This is a genomic window from Allobosea sp. CS1GBMeth4, assembly GCF_900185715.1.
Lineage (GTDB): Bacteria > Pseudomonadota > Alphaproteobacteria > Rhizobiales > Beijerinckiaceae > Allobosea.
In genome coordinates, this window is record NZ_FYAS01000007.1 from 32,161 (window position 1) to 45,354 (window position 13,194).

General features: G+C 67.9%; 14 protein-coding genes. 3 read left to right on the top strand and 11 right to left on the bottom strand.

From position 1 onward, the window contains the following. Window positions 1-11: 11 nt before the first annotated feature. The 7 genes from fdxA to CS1GBM4_RS03535 are packed head-to-tail and all read right to left on the bottom strand — an operon-like array spanning window position 12 to window position 6,245. Window positions 12-347 (bottom strand): ferredoxin, encoded by a 336-nt coding sequence (gene fdxA / locus CS1GBM4_RS03505; RefSeq protein ID WP_186417305.1) that lies wholly within the window; start codon window positions 345-347, stop codon window positions 12-14. Window positions 348-360: 13 nt separating this feature from the next. Then, window positions 361-1,140, bottom strand: a complete 780-nt coding sequence (locus tag CS1GBM4_RS03510; protein ID WP_186417306.1) for an enoyl-CoA hydratase-related protein — start codon at window positions 1,138-1,140, stop codon at window positions 361-363. Continuing rightward, window positions 1,140-2,306, bottom strand: a complete 1,167-nt coding sequence (locus tag CS1GBM4_RS03515; RefSeq protein WP_280177672.1) for a CoA transferase — start codon at window positions 2,304-2,306, stop codon at window positions 1,140-1,142. Before CS1GBM4_RS03515 ends, CS1GBM4_RS03510 begins: the two co-directional genes overlap by 1 nt. After that, window positions 2,303-3,652, bottom strand: coding sequence for an FAD-dependent oxidoreductase (locus tag CS1GBM4_RS03520; protein WP_186417308.1), 1,350 nt, complete (start codon window positions 3,650-3,652; stop codon window positions 2,303-2,305). Before CS1GBM4_RS03520 ends, CS1GBM4_RS03515 begins: the two co-directional genes overlap by 4 nt. A 25-nt stretch (window positions 3,653-3,677) precedes the next feature. Beyond that, window positions 3,678-4,511: an ABC transporter permease gene (locus tag CS1GBM4_RS03525; protein WP_186417309.1), complete on the bottom strand. Its 834-nt coding sequence runs from the start codon at window positions 4,509-4,511 to the stop codon at window positions 3,678-3,680. Continuing rightward, window positions 4,508-5,332, bottom strand: a complete 825-nt coding sequence (locus CS1GBM4_RS03530) for an ABC transporter ATP-binding protein (RefSeq protein WP_244607028.1) — start codon at window positions 5,330-5,332, stop codon at window positions 4,508-4,510. Before CS1GBM4_RS03530 ends, CS1GBM4_RS03525 begins: the two co-directional genes overlap by 4 nt. A 4-nt stretch (window positions 5,333-5,336) precedes the next feature. Then, window positions 5,337-6,245, bottom strand: a complete 909-nt coding sequence (locus CS1GBM4_RS03535; RefSeq protein WP_244607029.1) for an ABC transporter substrate-binding protein — start codon at window positions 6,243-6,245, stop codon at window positions 5,337-5,339. Here CS1GBM4_RS03535 and CS1GBM4_RS24505 point away from each other — a divergent pair. Then, window positions 6,244-6,390 carry a hypothetical protein gene (locus CS1GBM4_RS24505; RefSeq protein ID WP_244607030.1) on the top strand — a complete coding sequence of 49 codons (147 nt, stop codon included), beginning with the start codon at window positions 6,244-6,246 and terminating at the stop codon, window positions 6,388-6,390. The two genes, CS1GBM4_RS03535 and CS1GBM4_RS24505, sit on opposite strands and share 2 nt — an antisense overlap. A 106-nt stretch (window positions 6,391-6,496) precedes the next feature. Here CS1GBM4_RS24505 and CS1GBM4_RS03540 read toward each other — a convergent pair whose 3' ends face one another. After that, window positions 6,497-6,937, bottom strand: coding sequence for a CMP deaminase (locus tag CS1GBM4_RS03540; protein WP_186417312.1), 441 nt, complete (start codon window positions 6,935-6,937; stop codon window positions 6,497-6,499). 455 nt (window positions 6,938-7,392) lie between these two features. On the opposite strand from CS1GBM4_RS03540, the gene CS1GBM4_RS03545 reads away from it, so the two are divergent. After that, window positions 7,393-9,858: an EAL domain-containing protein gene (locus CS1GBM4_RS03545; RefSeq protein ID WP_244607031.1), complete on the top strand. Its 2,466-nt coding sequence runs from the start codon at window positions 7,393-7,395 to the stop codon at window positions 9,856-9,858. Between the two features lie 112 nt (window positions 9,859-9,970). Here CS1GBM4_RS03545 and CS1GBM4_RS03550 read toward each other — a convergent pair whose 3' ends face one another. Beyond that, a complete protein-coding gene (locus tag CS1GBM4_RS03550; protein WP_186417314.1) occupies window positions 9,971-11,143 on the bottom strand; it encodes a zinc-dependent alcohol dehydrogenase in 1,173 nt (390 codons plus the stop codon). A 136-nt stretch (window positions 11,144-11,279) separates the two neighbouring features. Further along, window positions 11,280-11,723 (bottom strand): NUDIX domain-containing protein, encoded by a 444-nt coding sequence (locus CS1GBM4_RS03555; protein ID WP_186417315.1) that lies wholly within the window; start codon window positions 11,721-11,723, stop codon window positions 11,280-11,282. Window positions 11,724-11,827: 104 nt separating this feature from the next. Here CS1GBM4_RS03555 and CS1GBM4_RS03560 point away from each other — a divergent pair, with 104 nt between their 5' ends. After that, the gene (locus tag CS1GBM4_RS03560) at window positions 11,828-12,382 is read left to right on the top strand and encodes a hypothetical protein (RefSeq protein ID WP_186417316.1); all 555 of its coding nucleotides are present in this window, start codon (window positions 11,828-11,830) and stop codon (window positions 12,380-12,382) included. A 37-nt stretch (window positions 12,383-12,419) separates the two neighbouring features. Here the strand turns inward: CS1GBM4_RS03560 and CS1GBM4_RS03565 are convergent, their stop codons facing one another. Then, window positions 12,420-12,980, bottom strand: coding sequence for a DUF1003 domain-containing protein (locus CS1GBM4_RS03565; RefSeq protein ID WP_186417317.1), 561 nt, complete (start codon window positions 12,978-12,980; stop codon window positions 12,420-12,422). Window positions 12,981-13,194: the final 214 nt, after the last annotated feature.

Here is a 13,194-nt window from a genome sequence, read left to right on the forward strand (position 1 = left end):
GGCCGGGTTCCTCAGCTCGCGGCCTTCTCCGGCCAGGCTGCCACCATCGGATGGTCGAGCGTCGTCGTCAAAGAGCGGTCGGCGCCGCCGGGCTTGCCCCAGCCGGTGACCTCCGGGCCGAAGAAGTCGCGGTTGACCGCGGGCCAGGCCTCCAGCTCCGGCGGCAGGCGGTCCTCGGCGTGGATCGCGGCGACGGGGCAGACCGTTTCGCACAGCCCGCAATCGATGCATTCGTCGGGCTGGATGTAGAGCGTCCGCCCGCCCTCATAGATGCAATCGACCGGGCAGGCGGCGAGACAGGCCTTGTCCTTGACGTCGATGCAGGCGTCGGTGATGACGAAGGGCATCGGCCGGCTCCTTTCAGCGGCCCTGCCAGACCGGCTTGCGCTTCTCGCGAAAGGCGCGCACGCCCTCCTCGGAATCCTCCGAGCGCAGCGCGGCGACCAGCGCCGGCAGCCTCAGTGCATGCGCTTCCGGCGGCGGCAGATGGGCGGTGCGGCGCACCACCTGCTTGATCGCGCGCAGCGACAGCGGGGCACAGGCGAGGATCTCCGCGGCCCAGCGATCCACCGCCGCATCGAGCGCGTCGCGGCTCGCCACCTCGTTGACGAGCCCGAAGGCCAGCGCCTCGGCGGCCTTGATCCGGCGGCCGGTCAGCAGCATGCCGAGCGCGTGGCGATGGGCGATCTGGCGCTGCAGCAGCACCATGCCGCCATCGAGCGGCAGCCGGCCGACGCGCGGCTCGGTCAGGCCGAAGCTCGCCTCGTCCGCCGCCACCACGATGTCGCAGCCGAGCACCATCTCGAAGCCGCCGCCCACGGCATGGCCGTTGACGCGGGCGATCACCGGGACATCGAGGGTCTGCCGCAATGCGATGCCCCCAAAGCCCGCGGGCCGCGACTGTGCCCAGTAGCCGAGGCCGGTCTGCTCCGGGTCGACATTGCGCATGTCGGCGCCGGTGCAGAAGGCCCGCTCGCCCGCCCCGGTCAGCACGACGACGCGGACGGACGCATCGGCCTCGATCAGCTGCCAGATCGCCTCCATCTGCGTCTCCGCCTCCTGGTCGAGCGCGTTCAGCACCTCCGGCCGGTCGATGGTGATGCGGGCGACGTGGCCCGAGACGGAAAGGCTGACCGGCATCAGGCGACCTTGCCGAAGGCGGGCAGCCCGATCTCGCTCAGGACGGCCTCGGTATGCTCGCCCAGCGCGGCCGGCACGATCCTGATCGCCACTGGCGCCGCCTCCATGTGGATCGGCGAGCCGACGACGCGCACGCGCTCGGTCGGCCCGTCCGCTTCCAGGATCATGCCGTTGACGCTGGTCTGCTCGTCGGCGAGCGCCTCTTCGAGCCGGCGTACCGGCGCGCAGAGCAGGTCTTGCTCCTCGAGCCGCGACAGCCAATAGGCCGTGCTCTGACTGCGGAAGCGCTCGGCGAAGAGCGCCTGGAGGGCGGCTTTGTTGGCGACCTGCAGCACGTGGCCGGCGAAGCGCGGATCGGTCTTGAGTCCGGGCAGGTCGAGCGCGGCGGCGATGTCGCCGAGCGGATCGGCCTTGAAGGCGCCGACCATGACGAGCGCGCCGTCCTGCGTCTCGAACACGCCGGTCAGCGGCATGGCGCCCCAGTTCACCTCGCGTCCGCGCATCATCTGGGCGGCCGCCTCCTGCGTCTGCGCCGCCAGCATCGAATCGAACAGCGAGACGCTGATGCGCTGGCCCTTGCCCGTCTGCTGACGCTGGAGCAGGGCGAGCAGGATGCCCTGGACCATATGCATGCCGGCCGAATAATCGGCGAAGGTGGTCGAGAGCACGGCGAGCGGCTGGTCGGCATTGGCCCGGCGATGCATCACGCCCGACAGCGCCTGCGCCAGCACATCCTGCCCGCCCTTGTGCGCATAGGGTCCGGTCAAGCCGAAACCGGTGCCGACCGCATAGATCAGCCGCGGATTGCGGGCCGACAGGGCCTCGTAGGAAAAGCCCATCCGCTCCATCACGCCGGCGCGGAAATTGTTGACCACGACATCCGCCTCGTCGATCAGCCGCAGGACGGCGTCCTTGCCCTCCTGCTTGCGCAGGTCGAGCACGACCGAGCGCTTGTTGCGGTTGAGCGAGCAGAACACCGGACCCTGCAGCCCCGCCGGATCATTGGGAAAGGAGGTGCGCGAGAGGTCGCCCGTCGGCGGGCGCTCGATCTTGATGACGTCGGCGCCGTAATCGCCGAGCATCTGGGTGGCGACCGGACCCATCATCACCTGGGTGAAGTCGACGACCTTGATGCCCGACAGCGGCAATGCGGCAGGGATGGTCACGCGGCGTTCTCCAGGGTGGTGGCGTTGGCGGAAGGGATGTCGCCAGGGTCCCCGCCCTGGGCCCGCACGCGCTTGCAGATCTCCTGCGTGGGGACGTTGCGCAGGCATTGCCCGCTCGCGACCGAGAGAGCCGCCGCGACGCCGGCCGACTGCCCCATCGCCATGCAGGGCGGGATTTCGCGCGACATCTTCTGCGCCTGCTCGGTCGCAGAGTAATGCCGGCCGGCGACGACGAGCCCGTCGAGCTCGCGCGGCAGCATGGCCCGGTAGGGCGTGTAGTAGTCGCGGCCGCGCGCGACCGTGTCGGTGAAATGGACCCGGTCGAGTATGTCGCGCTTGGTCACGACATAGTCGCCCTGCAGGAGCCGGGTCTGGCGCACGCCGAGCTGCGGCGCGACGTCCATCACGAAGCAGCGGCGGAAGCCGGGCATATTCTCGCGCACGTAGTCGACCAGCGCGTAGAGCTTGTTGCGGCCCTCGAAATCAGCGCGCGTCAGATCCTCCACCGCCAGGGCGTCGAAGCCGGCCATGTGCGGGCAGTTGCACCAGACGACGCCCGGCAGCGGCGTCTTGAGCCACCACATGTCCCAGGATCCGCCCATGATGCGCTTGGCCTGGCGGTCGATGGCGGCGAAGGCCTCCGGCTCCTCGTGCTGGAATCGCTCCGCCTCGTCGGTATCGACGCCGCCGAGGCGGAACACGGTGGTGACGATGAAGGATCCCTTCTCATGCGCCGCCCCCGCCGAGGCGGCGACGTCGAGATCGCCCGAGGCGTCGACGACGACCTCGGCCAGGATCGCCTGGCGGCCGGCCTTGGTCTCGCAGACGATGCCGGTCACCTTGCCGTTCTCGACCAGCGTGCGGGAGAACCAGGAATGCAGGCGCACGTCGATCTTCGCCTCGCTCACCATGTCGTTGGCGGCGCGCTTCCAGCCGTCGGGGTCGAAGGCGGCGGCCATGACGATGGGCTGCGGCTTGGTCTGGGCGCGGAAGTCGTGAGCCCCCCAGCGCGCCCATTTGCGATGCATCGCCCAGTCCTGGCGGCGCTCCTCGGGCGGCGGGTAGACGCAGGCGCCGCGTGCCGCCATGCGCTCGATCATCTCCATGCAGATGCCCTGCACGGTCACATCGTCCCCGTTGTGCATGTCGTCGAGCACCAGCACCATGCCGCCCGAGGCCAGCCCGCCGAGATAAGGGTAGCGCTCGACCATGGTCACGGCGCAGCCTTCGCGGCGGGCAGCGATCGCGGCCGACATGCCGGCCGGCCCGCCGCCGACGACGAGCACGTCGGCCCTGGCGACGACCGGGACGGAGCCGCCCGGTTCGGCGATGGTGGTCGCAGTCATGGTGCTCTCCGGATTGCGGGTCGCGTCAATGGGCGTTCGAGGGCTGCCAGCGCACGATCAGGCGCTCGAGCATGGTCACGCAGAGGAAGAACAGCATCGAAAAGCAGGATGCGACGATCACGGTCGCGTAGAGCAGCGCCGAGTCGAAGGAGTAGGTCGCCTGGATGATCAGCGCGCCGATGCCGGAGTTGGAGCCGATCCATTCGGCGACGATCGCGCCGACGACCGAGGTCGAGGCCGAGATCTTCAGCGCGGAGAACAGATAGGGCAGCGAGTTGTAGAGCCTGAGCTTGAAGAAGACCTGGCGCTTCGAGGCCGAAAGCACCCGCATCAGCTCCATCGCCTGCGGATTCACCGCCTCCAGCCCGCGCACCATGTTCACCAGCGTCGGGAAGAAGCAGATCAGCGCCGCGATCGCGATCTTCGGCTCCATGCCGTTGCCGAGCAGCAACACGAGGATCGGTGCCTTGGCGACGACCGGGATCGTGTTGATCAGCACCACCGTCGGGAAGAAGGTCTCCTCCAGCGTCTTCTTGTGGACGAAGGCGGTGGCGATGACGATCGCGACGATGTTCCCGAGCAGGAAGCCTGAGAGGGCCTCGATCGCGGTCGGAACGAGGTTGGCGAGCAGCACGTCGCCCTTGGCGACGAGCGTCTGCGCCACCAGAAGCGGCGAGGGGGCGACGAAGGGCGGGACCTTGAACAGGTAGACCAGCGCCGCCCAGAGGCCGAGGAAGACGGCGATACCCAGGAGCGGCAGGAGGCGCCGGCGCAACTGGGCGCGGCGGCGGACTCGGCGGAAGCTTTCCTCCGCCTCCGAGACGGTCGCATCGGGCGGGATGGCGGCGGCGAGCGTCATTCCGTGCCTCCCAGCGCCGCCCGCAACCGCGTCGCGACCCGCATGAACGCCGGTGTCTCCCGGATCGCAAGCGTGCGGTCGCGCGGCAGGTCGATATCGACCTGCGCGGCGACACGGCCGGGATTGGCGGCGAGCACCAGCACTTGCTCGCCCAGGAACAGCGCCTCGTAGACCGAGTGCGTCACGAACAGGATCGTGGTGCCGGTCTCGCGCCAGATGCGCCGCAGTTCCTCGTTCAGCCGGTCGCGAGTGATCTCGTCGAGCGCACCGAAAGGCTCGTCCATGAGCAGGAGGCGCGGACCCCCGAGCAGCGCACGGGCGATCGAGACGCGCTGGCGCATGCCGCCCGACAATTCGTGTGGGAAGCTGCTTTCCCAGCCTTCCAGCCCGACGAGCTTGAGCAGCTCGCGCGGCGTCGGCATTCCGGCCGGCAGGCGCGGCCTCCCGCCGACCTCGAGCGGGAGCTCGACATTCTGCAGGGCCGTGCGCCAGGGCAGCAGGGCGGCGTCCTGGAAGACGAAGCCCAGCGCCCGTTGCAGCCGCGCCTGCTGAGGCGACAGGCCCAGCACGGTCATCTGTCCGGAACTCGGCGCGATCAGGTCCGCCACGACCCGCAGCAAGGTCGACTTGCCGCAGCCGGAGGGGCCGAGCAGGCTGAGGAATCCGCCGTTCTCGACCGAGAAGCTGACATTCTCCAGCGCGGTCACCGTGCGCCGCTCGGTGACGAAACGGACCGAGAGGTTGCGGCAGCCGACCGCGGAGCTTGCCGCCGGCGCCGGTGCGTCGGCGTCGCGCGGTTCCGCCATGGCGAGCGCGGCCATCGGCTCAGCCGATCCGCGGCCGAGCATCGGCGGTCTTGCCGAGCACGTCGAGGGTCATGACCTCCGACAGCTTGGGCGTGTGCTTGGTGAACTGCCCGAGAGCCGCGTAGAGATCGATCTGCTGCTGCCAGACGGCCGCGTCCATCGTGCCCCAGCCCTCCGCCTTGGTCTGCGGGCCGAAGGAGAAGGACAGCATCACGTCGATCGCCTGGCGCTCGTCGGCGGCGATCAGGTTGGGATACTCCTTGACCAGCAGCGCCACAGCCTGGTCGCGATTGGCATGGGCATAGGCCCAGCCCTTGGCGGTGGCGCGCAGATATTTCGCCAGCGCGTCGCTCTTCGTCTTCAGCGTCTCGGCCGTCGCGTAGTAGGGCAGGGCGTAGAGCTTCACGCCGGCATCCCACAGCGACATTCCGACCCGATCGGGGCCGAGGACCTTGAGCGCCGAGGTGTTCGTCTCCCAGCCGGTGACGACATCGACCTGGCCGGTCAGGAGAGGCGTCATCTCCGCGCCGATCGGGACGATGGTGACCTCCTTTTCCGAGATCTTGTTCTGGGCCAGCAGCGCGCGCAGCAGGATGATGCCGGTCGACTGGATTCCGACCTTCTTGCCGACGAAGTCCTTCGGCTCCCGCACCGGGTTCTTCTTCAGCGAATAGAAGGTGTAGGGATGCCTCTGGCAGCCTGCGGCGAAGCAGATCACTGGCAGCTCCTGCGAGGCCGCCAGCATCAGCGACGGGCTCGACGACACCTGCCCGATCTCGAAGCGGCCGCTGGCGACGACGGCGACGCCGTCGACATTGGGGCCGCCGGGCTGGATGCGCATCTCGAGGCCCTCCGCCTCGTAATAGCCCATCGCCTTGGCGCAGACCTCGCCGATCTGGTTGCCGCCGGTGATCCAGCCGAGCTGCATGTTGACGATCGTCTTGCCTTGGGCGGCAGCCTCGAACGCGATCAACGGTCCGGAAATCGCCGCCGCGGCGGCGGATGTGAGAAATGTGCGTCGGCTGCTCGGCATGATGACGGTCCCCTTCTCACGACGCTTCGAGGCGTCTTGAGGAGGATTAGAGCACTGCCGAGCGTACTCAGATAGAAGAATAATTCGCCCGAAGCGTTGCCGTAATGAGATCGTGCCCAATCCGGCGTCAGCTGCCCTGCGGATGCTCAGCCGGCTGTCCCGCCCCGGGGCAGCGACACGTGCCGTACCGTCACGCCGCCTTCCTCCAGGATCACGCTCGATCGCAGGAAGGCCTGCCCCCATACAGCGTCTTCGAAGGCCGGAGGCGGCGTCTCGACGCAAGTGATCCCGGCATCGACGATCGCCCTCGCGCAATCGATGCAGGGAAAGAAGGTCGTCGCCAATCGCGCCCCGGCCGTGGCATGGCCCTGCCGCGCCGCGGCGAAGATGGCATGGCGCTCGGCATGCTCCATCCAGACGAAGCGGCCATCGCCCTCGTGCCGCTCGGGCAGGTCGCGCACCCCGCTGGGGAAGGTGTTGCAGGCGGTGATGACGCTCCCGTCGGCCAGCCGCAGGCAGGCGCCGACCTGGCGCACCTTATTGGGGCTTTCCTGCGCGGCATCGAGCGCCAACAGCATGTCCGTCATCAATGCCTCTGGAAGCTGAGAATGCGTACGGTCGGCTGAATTGTGAGATGCGCGCCACACGGCGCTCATCCCGGACCTGACACCCGATGCCTTCGCCCGCGAGGGTCGTCATCGACCATATCGCCGCCGCGCTCGAGATGGGCTCGGTCCGGTCTCGCACGCATCGACCGACAGCGGCAACATCCAGGCGGCAGGGGCTCGCCAGCACCGCCATCAGACGAGCTGGACCCTGGAGACGTGATGGTCCTGCGCTTTGGCTCGTCTTGTCCACAACCGTGCCGATGCCCGTCCCGAATGCCGTTGTTGCCGGCTGCCCGAGCGCCTGTGATTGCCGAACTGCGGGTGGTGCCTGCAATTTTAGCCTCTGCCCTCACGATCTCGTTCGCATTCCCGCCTAGAACGACGCGTTCGACCCGCCCGGATGCGAAGGCGCCATGTACCGAACATTGTCGTGCTTGACCGATGAGCATGCTGCGTGGGTGCTGCCGCTATCCGGGCTGGTCTGCTGGGTATCCTGCCATACGACGTTCGGCCTGCTCAAACAGGCGCGCGAGAGTACGGGCTGGGCGGCCACAGCCTGGCTCGTCGCTACCGGCTCGGCGGCCGGTGCAGGGATCTGGAGTACGCATTTCATCGCGATGCTCGGCTATAATCCGCCGGTCGCCATCGGCTATGATCTGCGCCTGACATTGGCGTCATTGGGCGTTGCGATCGCAGCCGCTTCCGGCGCCGCAACGCTGATCCGGGCGGCCGCGGGTCCCGCGACCATCATCGCAGGCGCCATCGTGCTGACGGCTGGTATCGCCGCGATGCATTTCGCCGGAATGGCGGGTGTCCGCATCCCCGGCCTTTTCGTTTGGGACGAGCGGCTCGTGGCCGCCGCTCTTGTATCCGGAGCTGTCCTGACCTGCGCGGCCCTCTTCGTTTTCCTCCACCGGATCGGCCGCTACCCTCGCGCGATTGCCGCCACGTTACTCACCGGGGCCATCGGGTCATTGCACTTCCTGTCGATGGCCGCGGCGCGGGCGGCGCCGGATCCCTCGATGGCCGTGCCCGATGACGGGCTGGCGCGCGGGGCGCTCGCCGCGGGCATAGCAGCCGTGATGCTGGCGATCCTGGCCTTCTCCGCGCTGACCCTGTTCGCCGACCATCTCAGGCGGGCCAATCGCGCCCTGGCCTCGCATGGCGCGGCGCTGCGCGACAGCGAAGAGCGGCTGGCCCTGGCCTTGGATGCCGGAAGCGACGGCCTGTGGGACTGGAATATCGATACCGGGCATGTGTGGCTGTCCGACCGCTGCTCGACCATGCTGGGCTATGGGCCCGGGGAGCTCGAGGGCCATGTGCGGACGTGGCGGCGCCTGATCCATCCGGACGATGAGGCGAAGGCCCTGGACACTCTGGACGCGCATCTCGGCGGCCGCTCGCCGGTCTACGAGTTCGAGCACCGGTTGCGCCGAAAGGACGGTGGCTGGAGCTGGGTCCTGGCGCGCGGAAAAGTCGTGCAGCGCGATCCGCTGGGCCGCCCCGGGCGCATGGTCGGCACTCATATCGACATCGGCGCTCGCAAGATCGCAGAAGAGCAGATTGCTCACATGGCCCGCCATGACGGCCTGACCGGGCTGGCCAACCGGACCTGCTTCCACGATCTGCTGCGCCGCGCCTTGCAGGAGGTCGCCGATGATGGCGGCGCCTGTGCGCTGATGTGCCTGGACCTCGATCGCTTCAAGATCGTCAATGACACGGCCGGGCACATGGCTGGCGACGAATTGCTGAGGCTCGTCGCTGCGAGAATCGCCGCGTGCATTCATCCCACGGACACGGTGGCCCGGCTCGGCGGCGACGAGTTCGCCGTACTGGTCAAGAGCCATCCGACAGATGAATACCTCGCCAATCTGGCCCGGATGTTCATCGCCGCGGTCGGACAGCCCTTCGTTTTCGATGGCCAGATGATCGAGATCGGCCTCAGCGTCGGGATAGCGTGCGCACCGCAGCACGGTCTCGCCGAGCAGCTTCTCTTCAGCCGGGCCGATCGCGCGCTATACCGGGCGAAGGCCGAGGGCCGGAACAACTATCGATTCTTCGATACGGCGATGGACGCGGCGATCATCCAGCGCCATGAGCTCGAACGCGACCTGAGAAAGGCATTCCTGGGCGGGGGGCTTCAGCTGCATTACCAGCCTCAGGTCAGGGCTCACACGGGCGAGCTCGTTGGTTTCGAGGCGCTCCTCCGCTGGAGCCATGCCGAACGTGGCATCATTCCGCCCGGCGAATTCATCCCGCTGGCCGAAGAGACGGGTCTCATCGCGCAGCTCGGAGAGTGGGTCTTGCGAACGGCCTGCGCGGAGGCGACGCGTTGGGCGCGGCCACTCAAGGTCGCGGTCAATCTGTCACCCCGCGAGTTTCAGCAGGACGACCTTCCCGAGCTCATTCTCGGTATCCTGAGCGAGACGGGGCTGCCGCCCGAGCGTCTGGAGATCGAGATCACGGAGACGGCGATCTTCGCCGATACGAACCGGGCTCTCCTGGTCGTGCGGCGCCTCAAGGAGGCCGGCATCAGCCTGGCGATGGACGATTTCGGCACCGGCCACGCTTCGCTCGCGACCCTGCAGTCCTTTCCCTTCGACAAGATCAAGATCGACCAATCCTTCGTCGGACAGATCGAGGTCAATCCCCAAGCCGCGGTCATCGTCCGCGCTGTCCTCGGCCTGGGACGCAGCCTCGGCATTCGCGTCGTCGCAGAAGGCGTCGAGACCATGGATCAGATGCGGTTCCTCGTCGCCGAGCAATGCGAGGAGCTTCAGGGCCATTTGTTCGGGAGGCCGCAGCCGATCGAGAGCTTCGCGGACGCCATCGCTGGCGCGGAGGTGTCAAGGGCGGCGGCTTCGGCCCCCAATGTCGTGCGAATGGCATTTGCGAGCTGATCTCGCCGGCGGTGCCCCCAGGACCGCCGGAGGTCGTTCCAGACTCGGCCGCACCGCGCGAGTGCCGCTGCCGCCGGCGCGGCCTTGCCGAGCCCGCGCACGGCCCGTCCTCTCATGGTCTCATCACCACTTTCACGCAGCCGTCCTCCTTGTCGCGGAATCGCTGGTAGAGCGCCGGTCCGTCCTCCAGCGTGGCGCGATGCGTGATGACGAAGGAGGGGTCGATCTCGCCATTGGCGATCTTGTCGAGCAGCGGGACGAGATAGCGGTGGGTATGGGTCTGCCCGGTCCTCAGGGTCAGGCCCTTGTTCATGAAGGCGCCCATCGGGATCTTGTCGAGGAAGCCGAGATAGACGCCGGGCATCGAGATGGTGCCGCCCTTGCGGCAGCACATGATCGCTTCGCGCAGCACATGCGGCCGGTCGGTGCCGAGATAGGTGGCGGCCTTGATCTTGTCGACCACGGCGTCGAGCGTGCCGCCGGCATGGGCTTCGGCTCCGACCGCGTCGATGCAGCGGTCGGGGCCGCGCCCACGGGTCAGCTCCATCAGCCGGTCATAGACCCCGCCATCGTCGAAATCGACGATCTCGGTCCTGCCGTCGCTCGCCGCCATGGCGAGCCGCTCGCGCACATTGTCGATCGAGATCACGCGTCCGGCACCGAGCATCCAGGCGCTCCGGATCGCGAACTGGCCGACCGGCCCCGCTCCCCAGACCGCGACGGTGTCGCCCGGCTCGAGCTCGGCGTTCTCCGCCGCCATGTAGCCGGTCGGAAAGATGTCGGAGAGGAACAGCACCTGCTCGTCGGCGAGGCCGTCGGGCACCTTGATGGGCCCGACATCGGCATAGGGCACCCGCATATATTCCGCCTGGCCGCCGGCGAAGCCACCCAGCATATGCGAATAGCCGAACAGGCCCGAGGGGGAGTGCCCCATCGCCTTCCGCGCCATCTCGGCATTGGGATTGGAGCGGTCGCAGAGGGAGAAGAGCTGCTTGCGACAGAAGAAGCACTCGCCGCATGCGATGTTGAACGGCACCACCACCCGGTCGCCGACCTTGAGCTTGCCGACGCCGCGGCCGACCTCGACCACCTCGCCCATCGTTTCGTGGCCGAGGACGTCGCCGCTCTCCATCGTCGGCATGTAGCCGTCGTAGAGATGCAGGTCGGAGCCGCAGATCGCGCAGGCGGTCACCTTGATGATCACGTCGCCATCGGCTTCGATCCCGGGGTCGTCCACGATATCGCAGCGAATATCGCTCTTGCCGTGCCAGCACAGGGCGCGCATGCGCTCAGCTCCTCTGTCCACCGATCAGACAAGAACCGGGCGCAAAGGCGTTTCGTTCCACGCTGGTGCGATCTGGGCCGCGCCGGGCGAGAGGCCGGGGCCGCGGTCGTCGCCGGCGGATGGCGCGCCACCAGACCTACTTCCCCGAGCTCTTCCGGACGTCCTCGCCTGCGATGAAATGTTTGGCGATGAGCTCGGCGAGGCCGGCATCGCTGACGAGCTCGACCGCCAAGTCGGGGGGGCACCACCGCAAGGACCGCTCACCCTGCTCCTTCCATTCCGGCAGCTGCCTGTCCACCGACAGCGCGAAGACCCTCACTCTGCAGGTCAGGCGGCTATCGGCCTTCTCTTTCTCGTAGAAGAACTCGCCGAGCGGCTGCTTGCTGGTCTTCCCCATGATGCCGGCTTCCTCGCGGGCTTCGCGGGCCGCGGCCTTGCGCGCCTTCATCCGTCTCGGCTTCCAACCCTTCGGGATGATCCAGCGCCTGGTCCGGCGCGAGGTGATCAGCAGGAGGCGCAGGCCGACCGCATCTCTCACGAACGGCAGGGCTGCAACTTGTCGGCCAGGTCGTTTCGGCATCTGATCGCGCGCTCCTCGAAGGTGACGAACAGCGCTGCGCCGGCCGGACCCGAGAATGGCGCCTTCGCGGGCTGGGCCAGGCGCCCGGCAAGCGTGGCGGATTCGTGCGCCGGCCGAAAAACCTCGGCGACCAGAATTGGTTGCAGGGTTCTCGCGATCGTACGGTCGCGTACCCGGCCGGATGCTCGGGATCGCGCTCGTCGGCGGACCTTGCGGCGCGGTCGGTCAAGCTCGCGGGCGGCTGCGACACGTCGGACGACTGTGCGGCCGCGTACCGGAACTTCGCCGGCGGACTGATGTTTGCGGTTGGCCATGAGGCTGCGGGCCAGCGAATCCGGGTCCTCGTCGCCTGCGCCCCCGTCAGGTTCGACCGGCGCAGTTCGACCGATCCCTCGGGAGGTGAAGCGATGAGAACCGATCCGACACGCCGGAATTCTGATTTGCGCAAGCTCACCGTCGACGGTGAAAGGGTGATGCTGGAGGTGCAGGCGGAAGCGCGTTCGATCTTGGACGCCTATCCTGACGAGATCGTCCGAGCCTATGCCGCCAGCGGATTGATGGCCGCGGCGCTGGACGAGCTGCGGAGCGGCATCGCCCGCGACAGCACCGACGACACGCTGCGGGACGTGCTCGCCGAGATCGGCCGGCTGCCATCGTGAAGCCTGCCGGGACGCGCTGCCGAATGCCGTTCGGCGATCAGCCGTCCCGGCCCCGTCCATGATCGGCGTCGTCCTGCGCGGGCCTCGGATCGGCCGTGCCGGAGTATTGCTTCTCCTCGTCGTCGATCGCCCGCATGACGACTTCCGGCTTCACGTCCTGCGCGATCTCGCGCAGTTCCTCCTCGCGCGGCAGGGTGGCGCCCATCCTCTCGGCGATGGACGAGACCAGCCCGATCAGCTTTGTGACCTCGTGCTCCGCCAGGAGATTCACCTGCAGGTCGAGCTCGGCGCGGCGGTTGGCTGCGGCCACCATGATGTTCTGGCTGATGAGGATGAAGGTCGAGAGGAATATCGCCTCGACCGAGGCCACCATCCCCAGCATCACGAAGCTCGGGTCCCAGGCTCGAACGCCCGGAAGCAGGCCGGCATTGGCCGAGATCCAGAAGCCGAAGACCAGGAGATGGAGATAGGCGAAGGGCATGCTGCCGGCAAAGCGGGTGATCAGCTCCGCGAGGCGCTCCTGCCAGCCCAGCTGCGAGCGACGCTTCCTCTCCGCGTCCTCCATCGACCGGATATTGCGGCGAACGACCGCGATCATGTCGCCTTCGGCGGACGAAGCGGTCTTTCCCCCGGGAGGAGCTTCGGATTGCGCTGTCACGGCGAGCCTCGGACGCTGACGGCCGGTCAGACCGATCAACGCCGTGGCGTCTCGGGCGTTCCCCGTCCGGCGGTTGCCCGCCGCGGGATCGCAATCTGTTCTCATGCGTTGTTGAGCGGCGCTGCGCACGTCGGCGATCGACGGGTGCGGATCG